Source organism: Roseateles aquatilis (assembly GCF_002205645.1).
Taxonomy (GTDB): Bacteria; Pseudomonadota; Gammaproteobacteria; order Burkholderiales; family Burkholderiaceae_C; genus Roseateles; species Roseateles aquatilis.
The window spans coordinates 46,111-71,767 of record NZ_NIOF01000013.1 but is presented as its reverse complement, the minus strand read 5'-3'; the positions used below and the strand labels follow the sequence as shown (position 1 = coordinate 71,767).

The following is a 25,657-nucleotide window of genomic DNA, read 5'->3' as shown; positions in this document are numbered from 1 at the left end:
GCGGCGTCACATCGCCTTGAACAGATGCACGTAGGCGCGGCTGACGGGCAGCTCGCTCGCATGCCCGCGCACCCGCACGAACAGCCGGCTCAGGTCGTCGCGCCGCGTGCCGGCGACGTAATCCAGGTTCACGATCGTCGAGCGGTGCACCTGCCAGAAGCGCTCGCCGTCGAGCTGGGCGGCCAGCTCCTGGATCGGCGTGCGGATCAGGTACTCGGCCGTGGCGGTCTGGACGCAGGTGTACTTGTCATCGGCGCGGAAGAACATCACCTGGTCGACGGGGATCTGATGCGTCAGGTCGCCCTGCATCGCGCGCACCCAGCGCAGCGGACCCGTCGTCGTCGCCACCGGCGGTTGCAGGCGCTGCAGCGCCGCCAGCAGCCGCGCATCGAGCCCGGCGTCGCCGTCTGCCCCAGTGGCTTCATTGGCCCCGTCGGCCGTCACGGTCTTCGCCAGGGCCCGCCGGACGCGATCCACGGCGCGCGTCAGCCGGTCCGCCTCCACCGGCTTGAGGACGTAGTCGATCGCCTCCTGCTCGAAGGCCTGCACCGCGTACTGGTCGTAGGCGGTGACGAAGACGACCCGCGTCGCGCCCTCGATGCCCTCGGCGACTTCCAGCCCGGTCAGGCCGGGCATCTGGATGTCGAGGAAGGCCAGATCCGGCCGCAGCGCCGCGATCTGTTCGGCCGCCTCCTGGCCGTTGCGGGCCACGTGGACGATGGTCAGCTCGGGCCAGACCTCCGCCAGTTGGGCCGCGAGCGCGCGGGCCAGGTGCGGTTCGTCGTCGGCGATCAGGGCGGTGGGCCGGGAGGCGGAGGTCGAGGTCATGTCGCGCTCGTGAAGGAATGGGGAAAAGAGGGGCGGCACTCGGGCGCTCAAGCGTCCAGGGGCAGCCACAGGGTGACGCGGCAGCCGGGGTCGGCGGCGGTCAGGGTCAGCGTGGCGCGATCGCCGTAATGCGCGAAGAGCCGTTCGCGCAGGTTGGCCAGCGCCATGCCATTGCCGCCGCGCCGCGAGGCACCGGGGCCGATGCCGTCGTCCAGGACTTCCACGCGCAGGCCGCCGCCTTGCAGCTCGGCGCGCACGCGGACGGTGCCGCCCTCGATCTTGGGCTCCAGGCCGTGATGCACGGCGTTCTCCACCAGCGGCTGCAGCAGCATCGGCGGCAGCGGCACGCGCCGGGCTTCCTCGCTGGCGTCGATCTCGAAACGCAGCCGGTCCTCCATGCGGGTGTGCAGCACCCGCAGGTAGGCGTCGGCCAGCGCCAGCTCGTCCTCCAGCGGGCCGCTCTCGCGCCGCAGGCCGCCGAGCGAGGCGCGCAGGTAGGCGGTGAACGCGCCCAGCATCGCCTTGGCCTTCGGTGCGTCGTAGTCGATCAGCGAATGCACGTTGGCCAGCGTGTTGAACAGGAAGTGCGGCTCGATCTGGCCTTGCAGCAGGCGCAACTGGGCCTCGGTGGCGCGGCGCTCGGCGACGATCTCGCGCTTCTTCGCGTCGAACCAGAAATGCAGCACCAGCGTGATGCCCAGCGACAGGATCGCGGTGAACAGCAGCACCTTGCCGCCCTGGTTGAAGTCCAGCCGCACCCAGGCCCCCAGGCCGGCCAGCCACATGCCGGGGACCCAGCCGAGCAGCACGCCGAGCATCGGCACGCCCGAGAAGAACGCCGTCCGCCGCCAGGCCGGCCAGCGCAGGATGCCCGGCCGGCCGCCGACCCGCGGGATCAGGATCGTGAACAGGATCTGGATCAACACGCCGATGACGAGGCAGACCGTCAGGTTCTTGCCGTACCAGAAGAGCCACGCGTCCAGGCTTCCCCACCGGGCCACGCGCGCGTTGAGCACGAAGCTCAGCACCGTGAAGCCGATCGCCAGCGTGGCGGAGAACAGCAGCGTCCACACCCACTGCAGCCACTGCGGCCCGCTGGGCTGGGCCTCCACGCTGATCCAGGACTGCCAGGAGGCGCGGAGCCGGCGCGGGTCGCGCCAGAGGGGGCGGGAATCGTTCGGGAAGCTCATGCGGCGCAGTGTAGGGAGCCGGTCCGGACGCCCCGGACCGGGAAACGACGGATCGACAGCCGGCGGCGCGGATCGACGCAAGCCCCGACCGCCAGCAGGGACTGACCTTTGGCAGGGAGCGGGGGGGCTGGTGTCAAATGGCCCGCGACCGCCGCGCCACGTGGCGATTTTCGGCATCCGCATCGGAGACCTCCATGAGCTACATCCTGTTGATCAACGAACCGGTCGGCCAGCGCGAGGCGCGCACGCCCGAGCAAGGCCGCCAGGTCTATGCCGAGATGACCGCCTTCGCCGAGCAGTTGGCCGCGCAGGGCCTGCTGCGCGCCGCGCAGTCGCTGCAATCCGTCAACGGCGCGACCCGCGTCAGCAAGCGCGAGGGGCGGGTCGCCACGATCGACGGCCCCTTCGCCGAGGCCAAGGAGATGGTCGGCGGGTTCTTCTGGCTGAACGTGGACACGCTGGAGGCGGCCCTCGCGATCGCCCGCGAATGCCCGGCGGCCGAATGGGCCACCGTGGAGGTGCGCACCCTGGTGCCGTGTTACGAGGAATCGAAGGCGTCCTGAGCGGACGGTTTTTTTGCGCCGCAGGGGCCGGGGGTGTCGAAATCCCGGCGTCCGCATCGTCGTGCCTGTGTAGCCGCCCCGTGTCCAGGGCGGCCCCAGGAGAACCCGATGCGATACATGATCATCATCAAGGCGACACCCGGCTCCGAGGCCGGCGACGCGCCGACCGAGGCGCTGATCGATGAGATGGCGACCTTTCACGAGGAGCTGGCCCGCGCCGGCGTGCTGCTCGAGGGCATGGGACTGCACCCCAGCCGCGAGGGCTGGCGCGTCCAGCACGCCGCCGACGGCACGCGACGCATCGTCGACGGTCCCTTCGCCGAAACCAAGGAACTGATCGCCGGTTTCACCGTGATCCAGGTGCGATCCCGCGAGGAGGCACTGGAATGGTCGCGCCGCTTCCCGGCGCCGCACGGCCGGCGCGTCGCCGCCGAGATCGAGATCCGCCGCGTCAAGGAGATCGAGGAGGTCGGTGCCGCCGAATCGATGAACCGCTTCCGCGCGATCGGGCTCGGGGACTGATCGGCCGCTCGAACGGGCGGCGATCCTCCGGACTCGTCGCCCTCCCCTCCACTCGCCCCATTCCATTCCTTCCTCAACGCTTTCAGGAGCCTTCCATGCGTCACCAACAAATCTTCGTGAACCTGCCCGTCAAGGACATCGAGCGCACCCGGCGCTTCTACAGCGCGATGGGTTACGAGTTCAATCCGCAGTTCTCGAACGAGCAGGCGCTGTCGATGATCATCTCGGATGACATCTACGCGATGCTGCTGGTGGAATCCTTCTTCCAGACTTTCACGCCGCGAGCGATCTCGGACGCGCACGCGTCGACGGAAGTGCTGACCTGCCTGTCCTGCGAGAGCCGCGCGCAGGTGGACGAGCTGATCGCCAAGGCTGTCGCCGCTGGCGGCACGGTGCCGCGCGAGCCGCAGGACATGGGCTTCATGTACTCCCAGGCCTATGCCGATCCGGACGGGCACATGTGGGAGCTGATGTACATGGACATCACGCAATTCCCGGGCGCCTGAGGCGGCCCCGCCCGAAACCCTTCCTTTCGAATCGAGCCCTTCATGCCCGAGGACATCCATCGCGCGATCTCGACGGTCTGGCGTCTGGAATCGGCCAAGATCATCGGCGCCGTCGCGCGGCTGACGCGCGACGTGTCGCTGGCCGAGGAACTGGCGCAGGACGCGCTGGTGGCGGCGCTGGAGACCTGGCCCCAGCAAGGACTGCCGGACAAGCCGGGCGCCTGGTTGATGACCACCGCCAAGCACCGCGCGCTGGACCGGCTGCGGCACGCGAAGCTGAGCGGCGACAAGCTGGAGCAACTCGGCCATGAGCTCGATGCGCGCGAGGCCATGATCGTGCCCGACTTCGTCAACACCCTGGACGAGGACCGCGCCGCCCGCGAGATCGGCGACGACGTGCTGCGGCTGATGTTCTGCGCCTGCCATCCGGTGCTGAGCCTGGAGGCGCGCGTGGCGCTGACGCTGAAGCTCGTCGCCGGCCTGTCGACCGCGGAGATCGCGCGGGCCTACCTGCAATCCGAGCCGACGGTGGCGCAGCGGCTGGTCCGCGCCAAACGCACGCTGGGCGAGGCCCGCGTGCCCTTCGACCTGCCGCGCGGCGCGCTGCTGGCGGAGCGGCTCGGCTCGGTGCTGGAGGTGATCTACCTGATCTTCAACGAGGGCTACACGGCGACCAGCGGCGAGCAGTGGATGCGCAAGGACCTCTGCGACGAGGCGCTGCGGCTGGCGCGCATGCTGGTCAACCTGGCGCCTCAGGCGTCCGAGGCGCACGGCCTGCAGGCGCTGCTGGAGCTGCAGGCCTCGCGCGCCGCGGCGCGCGTCGACGAGCAGGGCCAGCCGGTGCTGTTGCTGGAGCAGGACCGGGCGCGCTGGGACGGCCTGCTGATCCGGCGCGGGCTCGCGGCATTGACGAAGGCCGACGAGCTGGCGACCCAGTCCGGCGAAGGGCGCGGGCTCGGCCCCTATGCGCTGCAGGCGGCGATCGCGGCCTGCCACGCGCGGGCGCATCGTGCCGAGGACACCGACTGGACACGCATCGCCGCGCTCTACGAAGCGCTGGCGATCCGGCATCCGTCGCCGGTGGTGGAGCTCAACCGCGCGGTGGCGCTGTCCATGGCCTTCGGCCCGGCGCTGGGGCTGGAGCTGGTCGATCAGTTGATGGACGATCCGGCGCTGAAGCAGTATCACTGGCTGCCCAGCGTGCGCGCCGATCTGCTGGCCAAGCTCGGGCGCAATGCCGAGGCGAAGGTGGAATTCGAGCGCGCGGCCGGGATGACGAGCAATGAGCGGGAGCGGGCGTTGCTGCTCAAGCGGGCGAGGGAGCAGGGGCACTGAGGCCCTGGGGGTCAGAACAGTTCGACGCCGGCGCGTTCGGCGGCGGCGCGAAGCCCGCGATCCGTGGTTGCCAACTTGGCGCCGCGCTCGATTGCAAGCGCCAGATACAACGCGTCATAGCCTTGCACGTGATGTTGGACGGCCCAATCGACATGCTCGGGCAAAGGCAGGATGTCGTCATCAAGTCCGACTTCGTAGAGGTCGATCAGCTCGGCGTAAGCCTCAATCCTGTTCCGTGGCCATGCCTCGGCGCGGCTTCGCTTCAACATCGCGTGCGCGCATTCCGCATTGAAGACATAGGGCGCGATCAACTGCGCTCCATTGCTCAACGCGGCATCGGCTAGCCGGCTGCTGTATTGATGCACCGCCTCGCTGTCGGTGCTCAACACCATCCAGCCGAGTGCCGCGCTGGCATCAACCACGATGGTCGTCATCGCGAGCCTCCCTGATCCAGGTCACGACATCGGCCCCGCCGGGAGGCTCTTCCAGAAGCTCTGGATGCCTCGAATAGAGCGCCAGCATTTTTTCCGGCATGTCGTGGGCCCAGAAACCCTTGCCCTCTCGACGCGCGAGTCGCCGCTCGGACCTGCGGCGGATGAGCCGATTGATGGCCTCCAACTGCCGTCGGGCAGTGACCGAGTACGGTCCGGGAATGACGTCGAACGCATCGAGCGTTTGAACGGCCGCCGCGAGCATGGGCGGCGCGTGCGCGTCGTGCGTGATGGCGGGGGTATCGACGATCCGGTTCATGCGGCCTCCTCACAGGCGATTGCAAAAGAAGGCGGTCAGTCTAGAGACGGGTCAACCGACAACCTGTTGCTTCCGCGCCGATGTCGAATCGCACGTTTTTGCGTTTCTGATTCGAAACACACGCGCGCAAACCTCGATGAACACGGCCATCCCGGCCGCCTGCGCAGTCGACCGAATCGATCCGGTCGGTCGATTCCGGCCGATCAATCGGTCGAATCGCCCTCGTCGTCGTCCATCAGCGTGACGCCGGCCATGGCCGCGCCCTGCCGTTCCCGCTTGGCCGCGTACATCGCCGCGTCGCTGCGCGCGAGCAGCGATTCGAGCGTGTCACCGTCCTGGCGCTGCGACGCGCCGATGCTGATGCTCACCCGCAGTCCTTCGGACACGCCGCGCCAGTCGTGGCGCCGCACGGCCTCGTCGAGGCGGCGGCAGGCCTGCTGCGCGATCTCTTCCGTCGCGCCGCGCAGCAGCAGGACGAATTCGTCGCCGGCCAGGCGCGCGGCGATGTCGTGTTCGCGGACATGCTGGCGCATCAGGCGCGCGATCTGGCTCAGCACTTGATCGCCGACCAGGTGGGAGTGCCGGTCGTTGACCTGCTTGAAGTGGTCGACATCGATCAGCGCCAGGCTCACCACGCCGCCGGCCTTCAATTGCGCCCGGGCATGCGCCTCGAAGCTGCGTCGATTCGCGAGGCCCGTCAGCGGATCCTCCATCGACAGCTTCTCCAGCCGCTGCGCCTCGTCGGCGAGCTGCGCGCGGTCGCGCTCGCTGCGGCGCGCATCGAGCTGCCACTGCACCGTTTCCTCGCGGCTCGCGAGACTGGCGATGCGCACGCGCGTCTCGCGTTCGCGCAGGGCGCGCATGCGCTGCAGCGCGCGTTGCGGCTGCCCCTGCTGTTCCTCGATCTGGCTGGCAATCAGCTCGCCGAGCTGCGCCAGCGGCTCGTGCTGGACCGCGTCGGCCTGCGTCACCAGTTGCGCGGCCGCACGCCGGGCTTGCGGCCACAGCCGCCGCGCCCAGGCCAGCTCCGCCTGCACCCAGCCCGCCAGCGCGGCGAGCCAGTGGCGCTCCTGCTCCGGCAGCAGCATCAGCGCCTGCTGCAGCTCCGGCTGCGCCAGCGCCGACGCGCCCTTCCAGATCTGCGCCAGCGTCTGCATCAGCGTCCACCAGCAGCGGGTTTCCGCGTCGCCTTCCGGCAGCAGGTGGCGCGCGTTGATCAGGTGCCCTTCCAGCGCGCCGAGCGGCGGCAACTGGCCACGTTGCTCGCGATCACCGGCGAGCGCCAGCAGCGTGCTCATCGCCAGCCACAGGCAGGCGGTCAGCGGGCTCAAGCGCGGTTTGCAGGCATTGGCCGCGTCGGCGGCCTGCCGCAGCACCTCGCCGGCCTTGTCGAAATTCCGGGCCCAGACATGGCACGCGCCCAGGTCCTGCAACGCCACCACCAGCGCCGCGCCGTCGCCGCGTTGCTGCGCCAGGCGCAGGCCGAGCAAGGCGGCCTCGATCGCTTCCTCGTGATGGCCGGCCAGCGACGCGCTGTGTGCCAGCACCGACAGCGCGCCGGCCTCGCCGGACGCGTCGCCCTGCTGCCGGAACAGCCGCGCGGCGAGCTCGCTGCGGCCGCGGGCGTCGCCGGGCCGGTGCAGCGCGCGGTCGCAGCGTGCCAGGTGCAGCAGCGCCTGCGCCTGCTGCGCGTCGTCCCGCTCCTCGAGCGCCATGAGCAGCCATTCCTCGCCAGGCGCCTGAGCGGCGGCGGGGTCGCCGGACTGGAGCGCGGCGCGGGCTTGCTGGGGGAGGTGATGCAGGTCCAAGGCGGGAACGGATCGCTGGGAGGTTCAGGACGACGAAACCGAGGATGCAGAGGATAGCGGCAACAGCCGCGGCGTCAGCAGATCGGCCAGCCATTGCATGAAGGCCTGAACGCGCCGCGGCAGCTGGCGGCGATGCGCGTAGAGCAGATGCACGGGCATCGGCGCGGCGCGCCAGCGCGGCAGCACCTCGACCAGCCGCCCGTCCAGCACCTCCTGCTCGGCGCCGTGCCGGGGCACCTGGATGAGGCCCAGCCCCGCCAGACACGCCGCCGTGTACGCGCCGGAATCGCTCACCGTCAGCGAGCCCCCCATGGGCACGAAGTGCGCCGCGCCGTGGTCGTCCACCCATTCGAAGCCGGGGCAGCGCTGGCCCAGCGTCGTCACGTACTGGACCAGCCGATGGTCCGCCAGGTCTTCCAGCGACATCGGCGTCCCGTGCCGGGCCAGGTAGGCGGGGCTGGCGAGGTTGGCCATCTCCATCGCGCCCAGCGGCCGCGCCACGAGGGTGGAGTCGCTCAGCGGCCCCACCCGCAGCACGCAGTCGAAGCCCTCGCGCACGACGTCGACGCGGCGATCGGTGCTGCTCAACTCGACCTCCAGCCCGGGGTGCGCGGCCAGGAACTCCGGCAACCGCTGGATCACGACGTCATGGGCGACGCGCATCGGCATGTCCACGCGCAGCCGCCCGCGCAAGCCGCTGGCGGCGGGCTGGAACATCGTCTGCATGTCGTCGAGATCGGCGAGCAGATCCTTGCAGCGCTCGTAGCAGGCCTGCCCGTCCTGGGTCAGCTGCACGCGGCGCGTCGTGCGGTGGAACAGCCGCGTGCCCAGGCTCGCCTCCAGCCGCTGGACGGCCGTGGACGCGCTCGCCTTGGGCAGCCCCAGGCTCTGCGCGGCCTGGGTGAAGCTGGCCAGTTCGGCCACGCGGACGAAGACCTGCAGGGTCTCGATCGAAAGCGGTGGTGTGGTGAGAGGGTCGCTCATTTGTTCATCCCACATGAACGGTCAAATCGTTCTCTGGTGATTTATACGACAAGAACGGATCAATACAGTCCCGTCATCGATCTCTGGATCGCTGTCTTAACCCGTCTCAACCGGCAGGAGTTCCCATGACCACGACCACCGACACCACCCCCAACACTGCGCCCTCGAAGATCGCTGTGATCACCGGCGGCAGCCGCGGCCTGGGCCGCAACGCAGCGCTGCAGTTGGCGCGTCGCGGCATCGACAGCGTCGTGACCTACCGCAGCCAGCAGGGCGAGGCGCAAGCGGTGGTGGACGAGATCCACTCGCTCGGCGCCCGTGCCGCGGCGCTGCAACTCGACGTCGGCGACAGCGGCAGCTTCGCCGCCTTCGCCCAGGCCCTGCGGCAGGCGCTGCGACAGCATTGGGGGCGGGACCGCATCGATCACCTGGTCAACAACGCCGGCATGGGCACGCATGCGTCGCTGGCCGAAACCACCGAGGCGCAATTCGACGAGCTGATGCGCGTCCATCTGAAGGGCCCGTTCTTCCTGACGCAGGCGCTGCTGCCGATGATCAACGACGGTGGCAGCGTGCTGAACGTGTCCAGCGGGCTGGCGCGTTTCTCGCTGCCGGGCTACGGCGCCTACGCGACGATGAAGGGCGGCATCGAGGTGCTGACGCGCTACATGGCCAAGGAGTTCGGCGCCCGCGGCATCCGCGTCAACACGCTGGCCCCCGGCGCGATCGAGACCGACTTCGGCGGCGGCGCGGTCCGGGATCAGGCGGGGCTCAACCAGTTCGTCGCCTCGGTGACCGCGCTCGGCCGCGCCGGACTGCCTGACGACATCGGACGGGTCGTGGCCTCGCTGCTGTCCGATGACAGCAGGTGGGTCAACGCGCAGCGGGTGGAGGCGTCGGGCGGGATGTTTGTTTGAACCCCACCGCCCAAGACGCGCGAAGGGGGATCGCTCCCGCACGCGTCAAGGCGTCATGCCCGGACATGAACGGCTCGCCGCTCTTCATGCGGCAGATCGAGCACCTCGGTCAACAAGGACTGCAGCTCCTCCGGCCCGCATTCGACCGCCTGCCTCAGCAGCCGGAACTGCAGCGAGACCGCCGCCGGCGCGAGCGCCCGGCAGCCAGCATGGAAACGGGACAAAAGCCACGCCACCTGATCGAACAGCTGCCGCTCCAGCAACTCGACCGGCGTCTCGGCCTCCCTGTGGAAGGGGTAGATCCCCTGCGCCTGCCACGCCTCCACCGGAGGCCGATCCTGATTGATCCCGCTCGTCATGCTTCACCTCGACTGCATCAAAGCCCTGGGGGCGATGTCTGCACTCTAGGCAGGACGTCCGCTGCCAGCACCTGCGCGTTCGCGGTCGACGGCGCACCAAATCCGACTGCTTGAAGCGGCGCGCTGCCCGATGAAAGTCGGCGTAGTTGTCTCGAGAAAACTCAGCAGCCCCGGCCGGGGCCGGCGACCGCCTCAATGCCCCCCGCCCAGATACGCCGCCTTCACCGCCGGGTCCGTGCGCAGCTTCTCCGCCGGGCCGTGCAGCGAGATGCGACCGTTCTCCAGCACGTAGCCGTAGTCGGCCACCGCCAGCGCCGCGGCGGCGAACTGCTCGACCAGCAGCATCGTCACGCCCTGCGACTTCAGCCGCTCGATGATGCGGAACACCTCTTCCACCAGGATCGGCGCCAGGCCCATCGACGGCTCGTCCAGCAGCACGACTTCCGGATTCAGCATCGTCGCCCGCGCCATCGCCAGCATCTGCTGCTCCCCGCCCGACAGCGTGCCGGCCAGTTGCTGGCGGCGTTCCTTCAGCCGCGGGAACAGCTCCATCGCGCGCTCCAGGTCCGCGGCGACGTCACCCTTGGGGCGCGCGCCGGTGTAGCGCGGGAACGCACCCAGGCGCAGGTTGTCGGTGACGCTCATCGTCGCGAAGACGCGGCGGCCCTCCGGAGAATGCGCCAGCCCGAGCCGGGCAATGTGATACGACTCCAGCCCATCGATGCGCTTGCCGTTGAGCGTGATCTGGCCGGCGCTGGGCGCGATCATCCCGGACACCGCCCGCATCGTCGTGGTCTTGCCGGCCCCGTTGGAGCCGATCAGCGTCACCACCTTGCCCTTGGGCACTTCCACCGAGATGCCGTGCAGCACCTCGACCTTGCCGTAGCCGGCATGCAATTGATCGATCTTCAGCATCTGCGTGTGCTCCGCGCTCAGGCCGCCTGGCCGCCGAGGTAGGCCTCGATCACCTTGGGATCGGCCTGCACCTGCGCGGGCCGGCCCTCGGCGATCTTCTGACCGAAGTCGAGCACCGACACCGTGTCGCAGATGCCCATCACCACGTCCATGTGGTGCTCGATCAGGATCACCGTGATGCCGTGGTCGCGGATCTTGCCGATGATGTGCATCAGCTCCTTGATGTCGGGCGCGGTCAGTCCGGCCGCGGGCTCGTCCAGCAGCAGCAGTTGCGGGTCGAGCGCCAGCGCCCGGGCGATCTCCAGCAGCCGCTGCTTGCCGTAGGGCAGGTTGCGCGCCTCCTCGAACGCGAGGTCGGACAGGCCGACGAACTCCAGCAGGCTCAGCCCGCGGGCCCGCGCCGCGGCGTCCTCGCCCGCGTACCGCGGCGAGTGCAGCGCCACCTGCAGCAGGTTGCTGTCGAAGCTGTGATGCAACGCCACCATCACGTTGTGCAGGGCGCTCATCTCGCCGAACAGCTGCACGTTCTGGAAGGTCCGCGCGATGCCCGACAGCGCGATGTCCGCGGACGTCCGCCCCACCAGCGAGCGGTCGCCGAATTTCAGATCGCCCGCGGTCGGCACGTAGATGCCGGTGAGCACGTTCATCATCGTGCTCTTGCCCGATCCGTTCGGCCCGATCAGGCCGTGGATGGTGCCGCGCCGCACTTGCAGGTCGACGTTGTTCAACGCCTTCAGGCCGCCGAACTGCATCAGCACGCCGCGCGCGTCGATCAGCACCTCGTCGTTGCCGCCGGCCTTGACGATGGCGTCGGCCGGCTTCGCGCCCACCGGACCGCCCTCGCCCACGGGCCTGGCCTTGATCTGCATCGCGCCGCGGATGAAACCGACGATGCCGTCCTGCAGGTAATACACGACGAACAGCGTGATCAACCCGAAGACGGACAGCCGCCAGTCGGTCATCGTCTGCAGCACGAAGGACAGCCCCGCCAGCGCGATGCTGCCCACCACCGGAATGGCGGCCTGCCCGGCGCCGATCTTGCCGCGCCGGTAGGCGATCACCGTCACCACCGCCACCACGACCGCGAAGATCACCGAGACGTAGCGGAACAGCTCCAGGTCGTCCAGCAGCTTGGGCAGCAGCACGATGATGGTCGCGCCCAGCAGCGCGCCGCTGCGGGTCTTGCGGCCGCCCATGATGATGGCCAGCAGGAAAAGCACCGTCAGCTCGAAGTTGTAGGTGTTGGGCGAGATGTACTGCTCCGAGTAGGCGTACAGCGCGCCGGCCAACCCCGCCAGGCCGGCGCTGATGACGAAGGCATAGACCTTGTAGCGGTACACCGAGACACCCATGCAGTCCGACGCCACCGGGCTGCCGCGCAGCGCCTCGAAGGCGCGCCCGAGGTGCGACCGCAGCACGCGGTGCACGAACACCAGCGACGCGATCAGCAGCACGCAGACCAGCCAGTAGAACTCGGTCTCGTCGAGCTGGTGGCCGAGCAGCTTGGGCTTGGTCAGCGTGATGCCCATCGGCCCGTTGGTGAGGAAGTCCATCTCGTTGATCAGGATCTGGATGATGGTGCCGAAGGCCAGCGTCACCATCGCCAGGTACGGCCCCGTCACGCGCAGCGCCGGCAGCGCCAGCAGCGCGCCGAACGCGGCCGTGATGCCCACCGCCATCGGCAGCGTCACCAGCACCCACAGGTTGAACTTGGTGATCAACACGCCGGCCGTGTAGGCGCCGATGCCGAACAGTCCGGCGTGGCCCAGCGAGACCTGCCCGGTGTAGCCCACCACGATGTCCAGGCCGAAGAGCACGATCGCGTAGATCATGATCGTCTCGACCAGGTGGATGTAGTACGGGTTGCCGGAGACGAGCGGGAACACGAACAGCGCCACGATGGCGACCGCGGCCGCGACGAATTTCTTGGGATCGATCGTTGCTTTCATGGACCGTCAGACCTTCTTGATCGCGGTCTTGCCGAACAGGCCGGCCGGCTTGAGCGCCAGCACGATCAGCAGCAGCACCAGGCCCGGCACGTCCTTGTAGCCGGTGGAGAGGTAGAAGCCGGTGGTGGTCTCGGCGATGCCGAGGATGATCCCGCCGACGATGATGCCCATGCCCGAGGTCAGGCCGCCGATGATCGCCACCGCGAAGGCCTTGAGCCCCAGCACCGCGCCCATCGTGGCGCCGGTCAGCGTCAGCGGCGCGATCAGCACGCCGGCGAAGGCCGCCGTCAGCGACGACAGCGCGTACGAGAAGGTGATCACCAGCCCCGTGTTGATGCCCATCAGCTTGGCGGCGTCGCGGTCGTTGAAGGTGGCGACGACGGCGCGGCCGTAGATCGAGCGGCGGTTGAACAGCTCCACCGCCAGCATCATCAGCAGCGCGCCGACGACGACCAGGATCTCCATCGGCAGCACATTGGCGCCCAGGAACTTCAGCGGCGCCTCCGGCAGCGGCGACGGGAACTTCAGGTCGTCCCGGCCCCAGACGTTCTCGGCCACGTTCTTGAAGATGATGCCCAGCGCGATGGTGGACATGATCCAGCCGAACTCCGACTTGATCTTGATGGCGGGCCGCACGCCGATGCGCTCGACGAAGGCGCCCTGCAGCGCGCCGAACAGGCACACGATGGGGATCATGAGCCAGTAGTTGACGCCATGTCCGACCAGCGTCAGGCCGACCAGCGCGCCGAGCATCAGCGCGTCGCCCTGGCCGAAGTTGAGGGTGTCGGAAGTCGAGAAAGTCAGCTGGTACCCGAAGGCGATGACCGCGTAGATCATGCCGAGCGCGATGCCGCTGAACACCAGTTGGGTCAGGATCTGCATACGGAGTCCGGAACTGCTGGGGATGAAGAAACGGCCGCTCGTGGCGGCCGTTTCGCGGGGCTTACTTCTTCTGGGTCAGGGCGCCCTTGGCGTTCACGTCCTTGACGCGCACCTCGGAGGCCTTCTTGAAGTCGTCCGGGTAGGCGTAGACCACGCGCTGGCCCTTGACCTCGCCGAACACCGGGATGTTGGCGGTGATGGCCTCGTGGTCGGTCTTGGAGAAGGGCTTGTTGTAGGTCGTCACGACGCCGTCGACGGGCGCCTTCAGGTCTTCCAGCGCGGCCTTGATCTTGGGGCCGTCGGTGCTGCCGGCCTGCTTGATCGCGGCGGCCAGCAGGTAGATCGAGTCATAGCCCTGCGCGGCGGACACCGGCGAGTCGATGCGGCTGTTCTTCGGGTTGAACGTCTTGAGGTAGTTGACGATGAAGGACTGCCGCTTGGGCGTGGTCGGCTCCTGGATGAAGGTCTGCGGCATGCGCGCGCCCTCGCCGCCGGGGCCGGCGTTGTCGATGTAGTTGGCCATCGACAGGGTCCAGCTGCCGATCATCGGCACCTTCCAGCCCAGCTTGGTCATGCCGTTGGCGATCTGCGCCAGCTCGGGGCCGATGCCGTAGGTCAGGATGGCCTCGGCGCCGGCTTCCTTGGCCTTGAGCAGTTGGGCCGTCATGTCGACGTCCTTGATGTTGAACTTCTCGACGGCCACCGGCTTGATGCCCTTGAGCTCCAGCGCCTTCTCCAGATCCTGGCGGCCGAGCTGGCCGTAGTTGGTGGAGTCGGCCAGGATCGCGACCTTCTTGAAGCCGCGGCGGGTGACGGCCTCCTCGACGATCATCGGCGCCTGGATGCTGTCATGCGCCGCGTTGCGGAACACGTAGTTGTCCGGCTGATCCTTGAACTGCTGGGTGATGACGGAGCCGGTGGCCACGTTGTTCATCACCGGGATCTTGGCGTCCTGATAGAAGCGCTGGGCGGCCAGGGCGACGCCGGTGTTGATGAAGCCGACGGTGGCGACCACCTTCTCGCGGTTGATCATTTCCTGGGCGATCTGGACGCCGCGCTCGTTCTTGGCCTCGTCGTCGCGTTCGATCAGCTGGATCTGCCGGCCCAAGACCCCACCGCTCTTGTTGATTTCCTCGGCCGCCAAGCGCACGCCGTCGCGCATGCTGACGCCCATCGACGACGAGCCGCCGGTGAAGGGACCGGCGACGCCGATCTTGATCGGGTCGGCCGCCAGGGCGGCGAAGCTGGCGACGGCCAGCACGGATGCGGCCATCCAACGTGCGCTGAACTTCATGTTTGTCTCCGAATAGGTCTGTAGGTCTGGTCCTTGAGGGGGCGGAACGCCAACCCGAGAGCGCCGGTACAACAAACAGCCGGACGCGCGGCGTCAGCCTTCTGCAAGCATGGTGCATCAAGTGCATGGAAATGCACGCATGCGACTACGTACTCGGAAACCCCGAGCGGGGCGTTCAGCGTGGTGTCAGGTAAAGGGACGTCCTGCGTCGATGCATCGCCCCACCCGGCACGGCCTCATCCGATGAACCGGCCGGCCCGCGGATCAGAGGGGCGCTCGCCGGTCATGACATACCCGATCACCTGCTCGCTGATCGCGTCTGCATCGAAGCCCGCCCGGCCTTCGACATCGGCCGCCCGGCTCGCCCTCACCACCGATTTCGCATACGCGCGGATGAAGGTTCGCTCCATGAGGCGGGTGCTTCCGAGCTCATAGAACGCCACCATCCCGCGCAGGTAGTCCGCCTTGTCGACGTCCACATACGACAGCGGCAACAGCCGCGACTGCAGCAAGGGCACGTTGGCGGCGATCCGCGCGGTGCGTTTGTTGCCGTTGGCGAAGGACTGGATGTAGGCCACGCGCGTCAGCAGGTAGAAGGCCGCCTGCACCGGATGCAAGGTCCGCGCGACGGCGATGACCTGCTCCAGCAGCGAGGTCGCATGCCCCGTCCCGGGGCGGAACGGCGGCAGGTAGGCCGACTGGTGGAGGTTGATTTCCTGGTACTCCCGCGGCCTGCCGCGTTGCTCGACCGGAAGAAAGTGATCCGAGTCGCACACGTCCGCCAGGCCGTGGTCGTCCGTCAGCAGGGCATGCATCCGGCAGAGGTTGTCGAGCGACAGCTCCCGGTGCGACCACAGGTGCTCCGCGGCGCGCTGATGGTTGAGCGCCAGGACGGCCTCGTCCATGGGCTTGGACCGGTTGCGCTCGCCGCATTCGAGCAGCGCCGCGGTGTCGAGCACCGAATAGCTGCTCCCCTCCAGCAGCGACGACGCCCAGGTGAAGTCCACCAGGAACTCGGCGAGGAAGTCGCGGTCGAGCGGACGGGCGATCGCCTGGATGAACGCGCATCGGCCGGCGCGCATCGGGTCCAGGCCGGGCTCCGGATCGAGGTACTCATCGCGGAAAGGCGCCGCCGGACGGGCGTGCGCGGGCCGCGAGAAGTGAAGGTCCTCCTCCGGAAAGGGAGAGCGTGCCGGGATGGACCAGCCGAGGGCAGCGTCGTTGTGCATGGGGCATCTCGCGAGTCGTGAGATGCCGAATTCTTCAAATCCGGGCGCACCCGGAAATGACCTGAACCTGCCTCAATCCGCAAGCACGGGTTGGCGCGTCCTGAGCGTCCAGGCCGTGGCCGCCGCGATGGCCAGCAAGGCCAGCGCATAGCCCACCAGCGCGCCCCAGCCGCTGTGGTCCCAGAACCACCCGCCCATCGCGCCGAGCGTGCTGGAGCCGATGTAGTACGCGAGCAGGTACAGCGATGCCGCGTGCCCCTTGCTGCGCCCGCCCAGCGCGCCCACCCAGGCGCTGCTGACCGAGTGCGCGACGAAGAAGCCGATGGTGAGCAGCACGATGCCCAGGATCACCGCGGGCAGCCACGTCAGCAGGCTCAGCAGCACGCCCGCGATCGCCAGCGCGATGCCCGACAGCAAGGCCGGCGCGCGGCCGAAGCGGTCCGACAACCCGCCGGCCATCGTGGACGCGACGATGCCGAACAGGTAGGCGCAGAAGATCAGTCCGATCGCGCTCTGGCTCAGCGAGAACGGCGGCTTCATCAGCCGGAAGCCGGCGTAGTTGTAGACCGCGACGAACATGCCCATCATCAGGAAGCCCATCGCGAACAGCAGCGGCAACGACGAATGGGTCAGGTGCCCGCGCCAGGCGGCCACGTGCTCCGACAGCTTGACCCCGCTGCGCCGCACGAAATGTCTGGACGGCGGCAGCAGGAACCAGAACCCGATCGCCGCCAGCACGCCGATGACGCTGACCACGAACAGCGCCGGCCGCCAGCCGAAGGCGTCGCTCAGCAGGCTCACGCCGACCCGGCCCATCATGCCGCCGAAGGCCGTGCCGCCGACGTACTGCCCCATCGCGCGGCCCAGGCCCCGGGGGTGGATCTCCTCGGCCAGGTAGGCCATCGCGACCGCCGGCACGCCGCCCAGCACCAGGCCTTCGAGGGCACGCGCGATCAGCATCGCGTGCCAGCTCGGCACCACCGAGGCAATCAGGTTCAGCACCGCCGCCATCGCCATCGACGCGAACATCAGGCGGCGCCTGTCCATGCTCTCGGACAGCGCGCCCGCGCACAGGATCGCGAACGCCAGGAACCCCGTCGCCAGCGACAGGGACAGCGCGCTCGTGGCCGCGCCGACGTGGAACTCCGCCGCGAACAGCGGCAGCAGCGGCTGCACGCTGTACAGCAGCGAGAAGGTCGTGAAGCCCGCCAGGAACAGCGCGAACGTGATGCGACGGTAGGCGGCGCTGCCGGGCTCGGCGTAGTCGGCGGACGCGAAGGGCGGGGAAGGCGCGGGCGGCACGGCAGGTGTCGCAGGTGCAACTGGTACGGCAGCGGCGGCGGGGCCGGAGGCCGCCGCGGAATCGGGCGGCGCGCCAGGCACCGACGGCGACGCGGCGCCCGGTGCCGGTGCCTCGGGGGGACGGCTCATCGAAAGGGATCCTCGGCTCGGGCGCTCAGCGGCGTCCGAACATCATCTGGCCAGCCAAGGCGCGCTTGAGCGGCGGCAGCGCCTGCAGCGCCGCCAGGCCCAGGCCGCGCGCGGCCGGCAGGCCCGGCCAGCGCCAGGCGAAGGTACGGGCCAGGAAATCGGTGGTCAGGATCGTCGCCCAGCGGTCCGGGGCGCGTTGCCATTCGACGCGCCGCAGCGCCAGGTCGACGCGCGGCTCGCGGCGCAGCGCCTCGACCAGCGCGAACGCGTCCCGCAGCCCCAGGTTCAGGCCCTGCCCCGCCACCGGATGCAGCGTCTGCGCGGCGTTGCCGATGCGGATCCGGCGGCCCTCGACCAGGGTGCGCTCGGCGTTCAGGCCCAGCGGGAAACACTTCAGCGGACTGATCCCCCGCAAGCGGCCGACACGGTCCGGCAACTGCTGCTGGATCACCGTCAGCCGCTGCGCGTCGGTCAGGCCGGCGACCTCGTCCTCGTCCTGTGGCTGGCACCAGACCAGCGCGGCGCGGCGCTGCCCCTCGCGGTCGGGTAGCGGCAGCAAGGCCAGCGGCCCGCGACGGGTGAAGCGCTCGTAGGCGACGCCGACCGGACTGTCCGCCGACAAGGTCACCGTGCCGACCCACGCGTTCTGCCTGTAATCGTGCGTCAGCGCCTTGCGCGCCTGGTCGGAGAACACGCCGCCCTCGGCCACCACCGCCAGGTCGAAACGCTCGGCGATGCCGGCGTCGATCTCGACCTCGTCGGGGCGGTCGTGCCGGATGCCGTCCACCGCCTGGCCGAAGCGGCTGATCAGGCGTTGGGGCTCGCGCGCGCTGGCCTCCTGCCAGGCGGCCTGCAACGGCGCGACCAGTTGGCCGTAGGCCAGCACCGCGCCGAGTTGCGGCACGCGCTGCTCGGCGGCGCAGATGTGCACCTCGGGCTCGCCCGACGGGCCGAACCAGGGGCTGGAGAGCGTCGGCGGCGCCTGGCTCACATGCACTTCGCGGATGGCTTGCGCCTGCGCCGCCGGCCACGCCTGCAGGCGCTGGAGCAACTGGACGCTGCCCAGCGACAGCGCGAGCGTGCGCGGATCGCCGGACACGTCGCGCTCGATCGGACGGGCGTCGAAGAGGCTGATCTGCGCGCGCGGCAGGTAGCGGGCCGCCAGCAGCGCGAGCGCCAGCCCGGCCGGCCCCGCGCCGACGACGGCCAGACGCAGCGATGGCGCCTCGCTGTCGAAGGCGGCATCGAAGGCATCGGTGGCGGCCGACGCGGCGGCGGAATCGTGAGGCTGGGACATGGCGACGAACCCGGAAACTACGTCCGGCCGCGTCAGGCGGCCGGCATCGGGTCACTATAGCGCCGGCCTCTCCCGCGAGGCCCTCATGCGTCCGGAACGCGCCCGTCGGAACGGCTGCTGCAACAGCCGCCGCGGCGGATCAGACGCCAACCAGCTTGCGTTGCCCCGCGCCCGGCAGCGTGCGCAGCGACTGCGCCACCGTGGCGGTGTAGTCGCGGCTCAGGATGGTGTTGACGAAGACCCAGTCGCAGCGGCACTCGGTCGCCGTCGCGGTGACGGCCATGTAGCCGCGGCGCCAGGTGTCGGCGTACACCAGCGGCCCGATCAGCTGCGTCAGCGCGCCGGCCAGTTGCTGCGGGTTCTCCTTGGGCAGGTACTCCTCGAAGCCCGGCGAGGAAACGGACGAGGTCGCGAACTCCACGCCGATCGCGTTGCCGTTCATGTCCAGCAGGTCGCTGGCCCAGGCGTTGTGCGTGTCGCCGGCCAGCACGACGAGGTTCTTGTTCAGCGCGCGCGCCGTGCCCAGCAGCGTCTCGCGCGCGACCGGGTAGCCGTCCCAGGCGTCCAGGTTGTACGGAATGCTCGGCGCGGCCAGCACCGCCCGCTCCTGCGCCGTGAGGCTGGCAGGATTGGCCTGCGCCTTGGCGACGATCGCGGCGTAGGCCGAGACGGAGACACCGGTGCCTGGCGCGTTGGCCTCGAACAGGATCGGGGACGGGATGTTCATCCGCCCCATCAGCACCTGCTGGCCCAGCATCTGCCAGGTCGCCGCCGACGCGGCCATCTGCTGCTGCAGCCACTGGCTCTGCGTGGCGCCCATCAGCTGGCGGTCGGCGCGGGCCATGTCGGTCTGGAACTTGGCGCTGTCGAAGCCGGCGGCGCCGATGTAGTCGGCGTAGTCGAGCTGCTTGTCGCGGGCGAGGACGCGCGTGTCCAGCATATGTAGCGACAACAACGAGCCGAAATCGAAGCTGCGGTAGATCAGCAGCGGATCGGCGCCGTCGCGCACCGGCAGCCATTCGTGCCAGGCCTGCACCGCTGCCGCGCGGCGCGCCGCGTAGTCGCCTTCGGCGGCGGGCTGGTGGTTCTCGGCGCCGTTCTTCCAGGCGTCGTTGGCGACCTCGTGGTCGTCCCACACGGCGATCATCGGCAACGCCGCGTGCAGCTTCTGCAGGTCCGCGTCGCCGCGGTACTGCGCATAACGACGGCGGTAGTCGGCCAGCGCGACGATCTCCTTGCCCGGATCGACGACGCGACCCAGCGCCTGCGCGTTGGCGCTGGCGTACTGGCCGGCGCCGTACTCGTAGATGTAGTCGCCCAGGTGCACGGCCACGTCGTAGGCGTCGGTATCGACGCGCCTGGCGGCTTCCGCGTAGACGTTGAAGTAGCCGGTCGGATAGTTGGAGCAGGAGAACACCGCCAGCCGGACCTGCGACACCGCGCCCGTCGGCAGCGTCTTCGTGCGGCCGACGACGGACGTCGCCGCATGGGCCTTGAAGCGGTACCAGTAGCGCGTGCCGGCCGCCAGGCCGGTGGCGTCGACCTTGACGCAGAAGTCGCGATCGGCGCGCGCGGTCGCGTTGCCGCGGCTCAGTACGGTGCGGAAGTCGGCGTCGGCGGCCACCTCCCACGACAAGGGCACATCGCGCGTGTCGGCGCTGTCCTGCGCCAGGACGCGCGTCCAGAGGATGACCCGATCGCTCAGCGGGTCGCCGCTGGCCACCCCATGGCTGAAGACGACGGCAACCGCGGGCGCGTCGTCGTCGTTGCCGCCGCAGCCCGCCAGCGGCAGGCCAGCCAGTGCGCCGGCCGCCAGCGCGCCGCGCACCAGATGGCGCCGGCCGTGGTCGATGCCTTCGGCGGGCGCCGTGGGCGCGTCCTTCTGAAGCAGGTTCAGCAACGGGGAGCGCTTGGATGGGGTCATGGCGATGGCGGTGCGGGAATGAAGGGGGAGCCGCGCGACGTCATGCCGGCGTGATCGGTGGGGCGATTGTTGGAGCCCGCCATGAAGGCGCCATGACACGACGGCGGCGGCCTGCCCGCTGTACAAGCCGCCACCGCGACACGGGGCTTTGGCGGGGTCGCGCTGACGCGGCCGCGCGGCTCCGTTACCCTCTCGCGCTGTTTGCCCCGCACGGGGCGTTGGAGAGGAAACTCGAAATGCAATACCGTCGTCTGGGCCGCAGCGGCCTGCAAGTGTCCGAGCTGTCCCTGGGGTCCTGGGTCACGTATCACAACCAGGTCGACACCGGCTCCGCCGTCGAACTGATGGCCGCCGCGCGCGACGCCGGCATCAACTTCTTCGACAACGCCGAGGCCTATGCGCTCGGCAAGAGCGAGGAGATCATGGGCCAGGTGCTCAAGCAGCTCGGCTGGGGCCGCCACACCTACGTCGTGTCGACCAAGTTCTACTGGGGCATCGACAAGGACGGCACCACGATCAACTACAAGGACACGCTGAACCGCAAGTACCTGACGCAGGCCATCGACGGCTCGCTCAAGCGCTTCGGCCTGGACTTCATCGACCTGGTCTACTGCCACCGCCCCGATCCGCACACGCCGATCGAGGAGACCGTCTGGGCCATGAGCGACATGATCACGCGCGGCAAGGCGCTGTACTGGGGCACCAGCGAGTGGAGCGCCGCCGACATCCGAGCCGCCTGGGAGATCGCCGAGCGCCACCACCTGCACAAGCCGGTGATGGAGCAGCCGCAGTACCACCTGTTCCACCGCCAGCGCGTCGAGCAGGAATACGCCCGCCTCTACGACGACATCGGCCTGGGCCTGACCACCTGGAGCCCGCTGGCGTCCGGCCTGCTGACCGGCAAGTACCGCAACGGCATCCCCGAGGGCAGCCGCGGTTCGCTGGAAAGCATGTCCTGGATCCGCGAGCAGTTGCAGGAGCCCAAGCGCAACGCGGCCGTCGGCGAGCTGGAGGTGATCGCCGGGGAGCTGGGCTGCTCGATGGCGCAACTGGCCCTGGCCTGGATCAACCGCAACCCGCGCGTGTCGACCATCATCCTCGGCGCCAGCAAGCTGTCGCAGTTGCAGGACAACCTGGGCGCGCTGGCGGTCACGCCCCGGCTGACGCCGGAGATCCTGGCCCGCATCGACGCCATCACCCTGCCGCTGGCCAAGTGAGTCCGACCCCGGCCCCCGGGCCCGATCGGGCCGTGGGGGTCAGGGTTTGTCCGCAGACCGCCCTGCAAGCCCCTCATTGACGGGGCGATCCTGTCGCTCCGGCGCCGCAATCCCGCGGTACGCCGCGCTAGCATGCCGCGCGATGCTGCGACGACGTGCCGCTTTCCTCCTGCCTTGTCTATGCGCCACCGTCGCGCTGGTTTTGGGACCAGTGACACGGGGCGCGTCGGCCGCGTCCGCGCGCGCGCAGCCGGCCAGCATCGCGACCTCGGCGCCGGCCGGCGCCACCGCGCCCACCCCCGCTTCACTCGTCCAGCCCGCCCGGTCCGCGTCCGCGCCGGCGGTGGTGACGGCGGCTGAACGTCCGCCACGGCTCGACGGCGCGCGCCGCGAGCAGGCCGTGTTGGCCGAACCCCGCTTCGAGACCGTCGGCATCGATGCGCCGGTCCCGCTCAACGTCATCTCGGCGCTGGCGCAGGACCAGACGGGCTTCCTGTGGATCGGCACCGGCGCGGGGCTGGTGCGCTTCGACGGCTACAACTTCCGCCAACCCGGCGCGCCGCTGGAGAACGGCGTCCGGTCCGCACGCAGCCTGGGTTTCATCCGCTGCCTGCTGGTCGCGCGCGACGGTCGGCTCTGGATCGGCACCGAGGCCGACGGGCTGGCCGCCTACGACCCGGCGAGCGAGAAGCTGTCGCTGTTCCGCTCCGACGCCAGCCCGACGCAGCCGCGCAGCGCCGTCTCCGCCGGCACGATCCGCGCGCTGGCCGAGGACCGCGACGGCCTGCTGTGGATCGGCACCATCGGCCATGGCCTGGACCGCTACGACCCGGCCGAGGGCCGCTTCCAGCACTTCCGCCGCGGCGCCCAGCCGGGCAGCCTGCCGGACGACCGGGTGCAGGCGCTGGTGGTGGACCGCGAAGGCTCCTTGTGGGTCGGCACCTGGCAGGGCCTGGCCCGCAAGCGCGCCGGATCCGACCGTTTCGAGCCGGTCTTCTCGACGCCCGGCCAGCCCGGCCTGGCCGGCAAGATCGTGCTGAGCCTGTTCGAGGCGCCCGACGGCCGCATCTGGGCCGGCACGCAGCAGGGCGATCTGGCGATGGTCGATCCGAGGACCGGCGACGGCGCCTTGCTCGAACGCGCCGAGGAGGCCGTCAACGGCTCGGTGAACAGCTTCGTCGCGCTCGACCGCGACCACCTCTGGCTGGGCCGCAACGGCGGACTGGAACTGCGCGCCGTCGCCGACGGCCGCCTGCTGCGGACGATGAAGCACGACCCGCTGAACCGGTCCAGCCTCGGCGGCAACGAGGTGCGCGCGCTGATGCGCGACCAGGCCGGCTGGATCTGGACCGGCGGCTACGGCGGCGGGCTGCAACGCCACAACCCGTCCAACACCAGCACCTGGGTCCGCGGCCGCGACCCCGGCGCGCAGGCGCAGCTGGTCGACCCCAGCACCCGCGCGATGGTCCAGCTGGACAGCGGCGAGATCTGGCTGGGCAGCAACGAGAGCGGCGTGACCGTGCTGGACGAGCAGTTGCGCTCCATCGCCACGCTGCGGCCGGAGCCCGGCAAGCGCGGCGGGCTGGCGGGCGGACGCATCTCCAGCCTGGTCCAGATGAAGGACGGCACCGTCTGGCTCGGCAGCGACGGCGGCCTGCACCAGTACAGCCGCGACCGCCAACTGCTGCGCGTCCTGCAGGCCGGCGCCGGCCGCGCGCGGCGCCTGCTGGCCGGCAGCGACGGCAGCCTGTGGATCGGCACGCAGGACGGGCTCTACCGCCTGCCGCCCAAGGCGACGCAGGCGGTGCGCCTCACGCAGCAAGGCGGGCAGCCGCTCACCGGCGACGTGAACGCGCTCTCCGAGACCGCCGACGGCGGGCTGTGGGTGGGCACCGAGAAGGGCCTGTACCGCCTCGACCCCGGCGCCACCCAGTTGATCGCGGCCCGCGCGCGCAACGGCCGCGACATGAGCCACCACTCGATCGTCGGCCTGCTGGTCGACTCCGGCCAGCGGCTGTGGATAGACACCGCGTCTGGCCTGCACCGGCTGACGCGCTGGGACGGCCAGGAGGCCGAGTTCGAGCGCATCAGCGAGCGGCACGGCGTGGTCGGGCGCGCCTTCGGCGCCAACCTGCTGGAGGACGCCGACGGCCGCATCTGGACGCAGAGCTACGTCTACGACCCCAGGAACGACAGCTACTACGAGCTGACCAACGCGGACGGCGTCGACATCGGCACGGGCTGGTTCCGCGCCTACCTGAAGACCCGCGACGGCCGGCTGCTGTTCGGCGGCAGCAAGGGCGTGCTGGTGGTGACGCCGGAGCGCTTCGAGGCCTGGGCGTACCAGCCGGCGCTGGCGGTGTCCGAACTGCGCGTGGACGGCCAGCGGCTCGCGGCCGGCAAGCTACCGCAGGACGGCCTGACGCTGAACGCGCACAACCGCAGCTTCAGCGTCGAATTCGCCGCGCTCGACTTCAGCGAGCCGGAGCGCAACCGCTACACCTACCAGCTCGAAGGCTTCGATCCGGAGTGGATCAGCACCGGCGCCGACCTGCGCGTGGCGGTCTACACCAACCTCGATCCGGGCCGCTACCTGCTGCGGGTGCGCGGCACCAACCGCAACGGCGTGTGGAGCCCGCGCGAACTGAGCATCCCCATCCAGGTGATGCCGGACTGGTGGCAGACCTGGTGGGCGCGCGCGCTCGGCGGCGCGGTGCTGATCGCGATCGTCTACGCGCTGGTGGCGCTGCGGACCTCGTACCTGCGGCGCTCGCAACTGGCGCTGGAGCTCAAGGTGCGCGCGCGCACGGCGGAGCTGGAGCGGCTCTCCCTGGACCTGCAGGCCAAGACGGTGGCGCTGGAGGAATCCAGCCTCTCCGATCCGCTGACCGGGCTGCGCAACCGGCGCTTCCTGACGCAGCACATCGACGGCGACGTGGCGCTGGCGCTGCGCCGCCACGAGCAGCCGCGCCCACCCGGCGCGCCGCTGCCGGACAACGGCGACCTGATCTTCTTCCTGCTCGATCTGGACCACTTCAAGGCGCTGAACGACAGGCTCGGCCACGCCGCCGGCGACGCGGTGCTGCAGCAGATGCGGGAGCGGCTGACGGCGGTCTTCCGCGAGACCGACTACCTGGTCCGCTGGGGCGGCGAGGAATTCCTCATCGTCGCCCGCGGCACGACGCGCCGCCATGCCGCCGAGCTGGCCGAGCGCGCGCGGGCGCAGGTCCGCGGCCAGCCCTTCGACCTGGGCGACGGGCGTCGCATCGACGTCACCTGCTCGGTCGGTTTCGCCGCCTTCCCGCTGTCGCTGACGCATCCGCGCGCGCTGGACTGGGCCGGCGTGGTCGCGCTGGCCGACGAGGCGCTGTACGCCGCCAAGCGCGGCGGCCGCGACGGCTGGCAGGGCGTGCTGGATGCGCCTGCGATGGACGACATGGATTTGCGGCGCCGTTCGCGCGAACCCATGGCAGACTGGCTGGCGAGCGGCGATCTGACGATCGTGCGCTCTTCGTCCCTGTCCGGCACGATGCCGGACGGCAAGTCCTGACCCCCGCGGCCGACGCGCCGCACGCCACCTCGCCGGAACCCGGATCGCCGATTGCCACGCGCGTGCTGAACACGGCGCCGGCGCGGCAATGCGGTCCGAGGGAAGCCATCCCGACAGGGCCGCCGCGCCGTCGCCATCGAGCGTTCGGTAAAGACTGCCAGGATGGACTGCCATCCGCACAAAGACCGTCGGACCCGCGGCCTAGAA

22 protein-coding genes are annotated in these 25,657 nt (G+C 69.8%); 7 read left to right on the top strand and 15 right to left on the bottom strand.

Translation table 11 applies throughout. The annotated features are described in order from the left end of the window. Positions 1–6: 6 nt before the first annotated feature. Positions 7–828, bottom strand: coding sequence for a LytR/AlgR family response regulator transcription factor (locus CDN99_RS22320; protein WP_088387121.1), 822 nt, complete (start codon positions 826–828; stop codon positions 7–9). A gap of 47 nt (positions 829–875) precedes the next feature. Further along, positions 876–2,018, bottom strand: coding sequence for a sensor histidine kinase (locus CDN99_RS22315; RefSeq protein WP_238139659.1), 1,143 nt, complete (start codon positions 2,016–2,018; stop codon positions 876–878). Between the two features lie 194 nt (positions 2,019–2,212). Here CDN99_RS22315 and CDN99_RS22310 point away from each other — a divergent pair, with 194 nt between their 5' ends. The 4 genes from CDN99_RS22310 (at position 2,213) to CDN99_RS22295 (ending at position 4,944) form a co-directional block, all read left to right on the top strand. After that, complete coding sequence (locus CDN99_RS22310; RefSeq protein WP_088387120.1) at positions 2,213–2,581, top strand: YciI family protein; 369 nt, start codon at positions 2,213–2,215, stop codon at positions 2,579–2,581. 108 nt (positions 2,582–2,689) lie between these two features. Then, positions 2,690–3,103 carry a YciI family protein gene (locus CDN99_RS22305; protein ID WP_088387119.1) on the top strand — a complete coding sequence of 138 codons (414 nt, stop codon included), beginning with the start codon at positions 2,690–2,692 and terminating at the stop codon, positions 3,101–3,103. Positions 3,104–3,198: 95 nt separating this feature from the next. Further along, on the top strand, positions 3,199–3,609 hold the full coding sequence (locus CDN99_RS22300; RefSeq protein WP_088387118.1) for a VOC family protein: 411 nt from the start codon (positions 3,199–3,201) through the stop codon (positions 3,607–3,609). 42 nt (positions 3,610–3,651) lie between these two features. Beyond that, positions 3,652–4,944, top strand: coding sequence for an RNA polymerase sigma factor (locus CDN99_RS22295; RefSeq protein WP_088387117.1), 1,293 nt, complete (start codon positions 3,652–3,654; stop codon positions 4,942–4,944). Between the two features lie 11 nt (positions 4,945–4,955). On the opposite strand, the gene CDN99_RS22290 is transcribed toward CDN99_RS22295, so the two are convergent. The 4 genes from CDN99_RS22290 to CDN99_RS22275 all read right to left on the bottom strand — a co-directional run bounded on the left by CDN99_RS22290 (position 4,956) and on the right by CDN99_RS22275 (position 8,486). After that, the gene (locus tag CDN99_RS22290) at positions 4,956–5,378 is read right to left on the bottom strand and encodes a type II toxin-antitoxin system VapC family toxin (RefSeq protein WP_088387116.1); all 423 of its coding nucleotides are present in this window, start codon (positions 5,376–5,378) and stop codon (positions 4,956–4,958) included. Next, on the bottom strand, positions 5,359–5,694 hold the full coding sequence (locus CDN99_RS22285) for a hypothetical protein (protein WP_088387115.1): 336 nt from the start codon (positions 5,692–5,694) through the stop codon (positions 5,359–5,361). Before CDN99_RS22285 ends, CDN99_RS22290 begins: the two co-directional genes overlap by 20 nt. Before the next feature lie 203 nt (positions 5,695–5,897). Next, positions 5,898–7,502, bottom strand: coding sequence for a GGDEF domain-containing protein (locus tag CDN99_RS22280; RefSeq protein ID WP_088387114.1), 1,605 nt, complete (start codon positions 7,500–7,502; stop codon positions 5,898–5,900). A 24-nt stretch (positions 7,503–7,526) separates the two neighbouring features. Beyond that, positions 7,527–8,486: a LysR family transcriptional regulator gene (locus CDN99_RS22275; RefSeq protein WP_088387113.1), complete on the bottom strand. Its 960-nt coding sequence runs from the start codon at positions 8,484–8,486 to the stop codon at positions 7,527–7,529. Positions 8,487–8,611: 125 nt separating this feature from the next. On the opposite strand from CDN99_RS22275, the gene CDN99_RS22270 reads away from it, so the two are divergent. Next, positions 8,612–9,403, top strand: coding sequence for an SDR family NAD(P)-dependent oxidoreductase (locus CDN99_RS22270; protein ID WP_088387112.1), 792 nt, complete (start codon positions 8,612–8,614; stop codon positions 9,401–9,403). 53 nt (positions 9,404–9,456) lie between these two features. Here the strand turns inward: CDN99_RS22270 and CDN99_RS22265 are convergent, their stop codons facing one another. The 9 genes from CDN99_RS22265 to CDN99_RS22225 form a co-directional block, all read right to left on the bottom strand. After that, positions 9,457–9,762 carry a hypothetical protein gene (locus CDN99_RS22265; RefSeq protein WP_088387111.1) on the bottom strand — a complete coding sequence of 102 codons (306 nt, stop codon included), beginning with the start codon at positions 9,760–9,762 and terminating at the stop codon, positions 9,457–9,459. A 192-nt stretch (positions 9,763–9,954) separates the two neighbouring features. Beyond that, positions 9,955–10,677: an ABC transporter ATP-binding protein gene (locus CDN99_RS22260; RefSeq protein ID WP_088387110.1), complete on the bottom strand. Its 723-nt coding sequence runs from the start codon at positions 10,675–10,677 to the stop codon at positions 9,955–9,957. A 17-nt stretch (positions 10,678–10,694) separates the two neighbouring features. Then, positions 10,695–12,626, bottom strand: a complete 1,932-nt coding sequence (locus CDN99_RS22255; RefSeq protein ID WP_088387109.1) for a branched-chain amino acid ABC transporter ATP-binding protein/permease — start codon at positions 12,624–12,626, stop codon at positions 10,695–10,697. A 6-nt stretch (positions 12,627–12,632) separates the two neighbouring features. Beyond that, positions 12,633–13,508 (bottom strand): branched-chain amino acid ABC transporter permease, encoded by an 876-nt coding sequence (locus CDN99_RS22250; RefSeq protein WP_088387108.1) that lies wholly within the window; start codon positions 13,506–13,508, stop codon positions 12,633–12,635. A 61-nt stretch (positions 13,509–13,569) separates the two neighbouring features. Beyond that, positions 13,570–14,802 (bottom strand): ABC transporter substrate-binding protein, encoded by a 1,233-nt coding sequence (locus CDN99_RS22245; RefSeq protein ID WP_088387107.1) that lies wholly within the window; start codon positions 14,800–14,802, stop codon positions 13,570–13,572. A 236-nt stretch (positions 14,803–15,038) separates the two neighbouring features. Then, a complete protein-coding gene (locus CDN99_RS22240) occupies positions 15,039–16,031 on the bottom strand; it encodes a Fic family protein (RefSeq protein WP_088387106.1) in 993 nt (330 codons plus the stop codon). A 72-nt stretch (positions 16,032–16,103) separates the two neighbouring features. Further along, entirely contained in the window at positions 16,104–17,462 is a 1,359-nt protein-coding gene (locus tag CDN99_RS22235) for an MFS transporter (protein ID WP_088387105.1), read from the bottom strand. Positions 17,463–17,487: 25 nt separating this feature from the next. After that, positions 17,488–18,759, bottom strand: a complete 1,272-nt coding sequence (locus tag CDN99_RS22230; RefSeq protein ID WP_088387104.1) for an FAD-dependent monooxygenase — start codon at positions 18,757–18,759, stop codon at positions 17,488–17,490. A gap of 139 nt (positions 18,760–18,898) precedes the next feature. After that, positions 18,899–20,683: an alkaline phosphatase D family protein gene (locus CDN99_RS22225; protein WP_088387103.1), complete on the bottom strand. Its 1,785-nt coding sequence runs from the start codon at positions 20,681–20,683 to the stop codon at positions 18,899–18,901. A gap of 236 nt (positions 20,684–20,919) precedes the next feature. Between CDN99_RS22225 and CDN99_RS22220 the strand changes: the two genes are divergently transcribed. Next, entirely contained in the window at positions 20,920–21,900 is a 981-nt protein-coding gene (locus CDN99_RS22220; protein WP_088387102.1) for a potassium channel beta subunit family protein, read from the top strand. Positions 21,901–22,042: 142 nt separating this feature from the next. Then, entirely contained in the window at positions 22,043–25,450 is a 3,408-nt protein-coding gene (locus CDN99_RS22215) for a ligand-binding sensor domain-containing diguanylate cyclase (RefSeq protein WP_088387101.1), read from the top strand. Positions 25,451–25,657 lie beyond the last annotated feature (207 nt).

Excerpts from the sequence above, each read along its gene's own strand:
- CDN99_RS22320 (WP_088387121.1), bottom strand. The coding sequence starts at position 828 with ATGACCTCGACCTCCGCCTCCCGGCCCACCGCCCTGATCGCCGACGAC.
- CDN99_RS22315 (WP_238139659.1), bottom strand. The coding sequence starts at position 2,018 with ATGAGCTTCCCGAACGATTCCCGCCCCCTCTGGCGCGACCCGCGCCGG.
- CDN99_RS22310 (WP_088387120.1), top strand. The coding sequence starts at position 2,213 with ATGAGCTACATCCTGTTGATCAACGAACCGGTCGGCCAGCGCGAGGCG.
- CDN99_RS22305 (WP_088387119.1), top strand. The coding sequence starts at position 2,690 with ATGCGATACATGATCATCATCAAGGCGACACCCGGCTCCGAGGCCGGC.
- CDN99_RS22300 (WP_088387118.1), top strand. The coding sequence starts at position 3,199 with ATGCGTCACCAACAAATCTTCGTGAACCTGCCCGTCAAGGACATCGAG.
- CDN99_RS22295 (WP_088387117.1), top strand. The coding sequence starts at position 3,652 with ATGCCCGAGGACATCCATCGCGCGATCTCGACGGTCTGGCGTCTGGAA.
- CDN99_RS22290 (WP_088387116.1), bottom strand. The coding sequence starts at position 5,378 with ATGACGACCATCGTGGTTGATGCCAGCGCGGCACTCGGCTGGATGGTG.
- CDN99_RS22285 (WP_088387115.1), bottom strand. The coding sequence starts at position 5,694 with ATGAACCGGATCGTCGATACCCCCGCCATCACGCACGACGCGCACGCG.
- CDN99_RS22275 (WP_088387113.1), bottom strand. The coding sequence starts at position 8,486 with ATGAGCGACCCTCTCACCACACCACCGCTTTCGATCGAGACCCTGCAG.
- CDN99_RS22270 (WP_088387112.1), top strand. The coding sequence starts at position 8,612 with ATGACCACGACCACCGACACCACCCCCAACACTGCGCCCTCGAAGATC.
- CDN99_RS22265 (WP_088387111.1), bottom strand. The coding sequence starts at position 9,762 with ATGACGAGCGGGATCAATCAGGATCGGCCTCCGGTGGAGGCGTGGCAG.
- CDN99_RS22260 (WP_088387110.1), bottom strand. The coding sequence starts at position 10,677 with ATGCTGAAGATCGATCAATTGCATGCCGGCTACGGCAAGGTCGAGGTG.
- CDN99_RS22255 (WP_088387109.1), bottom strand. The coding sequence starts at position 12,626 with ATGAAAGCAACGATCGATCCCAAGAAATTCGTCGCGGCCGCGGTCGCC.
- CDN99_RS22250 (WP_088387108.1), bottom strand. The coding sequence starts at position 13,508 with ATGCAGATCCTGACCCAACTGGTGTTCAGCGGCATCGCGCTCGGCATG.
- CDN99_RS22245 (WP_088387107.1), bottom strand. The coding sequence starts at position 14,802 with ATGAAGTTCAGCGCACGTTGGATGGCCGCATCCGTGCTGGCCGTCGCC.
- CDN99_RS22240 (WP_088387106.1), bottom strand. The coding sequence starts at position 16,031 with ATGCACAACGACGCTGCCCTCGGCTGGTCCATCCCGGCACGCTCTCCC.
- CDN99_RS22235 (WP_088387105.1), bottom strand. The coding sequence starts at position 17,462 with ATGAGCCGTCCCCCCGAGGCACCGGCACCGGGCGCCGCGTCGCCGTCG.
- CDN99_RS22230 (WP_088387104.1), bottom strand. The coding sequence starts at position 18,759 with ATGTCCCAGCCTCACGATTCCGCCGCCGCGTCGGCCGCCACCGATGCC.
- CDN99_RS22225 (WP_088387103.1), bottom strand. The coding sequence starts at position 20,683 with ATGACCCCATCCAAGCGCTCCCCGTTGCTGAACCTGCTTCAGAAGGAC.
- CDN99_RS22220 (WP_088387102.1), top strand. The coding sequence starts at position 20,920 with ATGCAATACCGTCGTCTGGGCCGCAGCGGCCTGCAAGTGTCCGAGCTG.
- CDN99_RS22215 (WP_088387101.1), top strand. The coding sequence starts at position 22,043 with ATGCTGCGACGACGTGCCGCTTTCCTCCTGCCTTGTCTATGCGCCACC.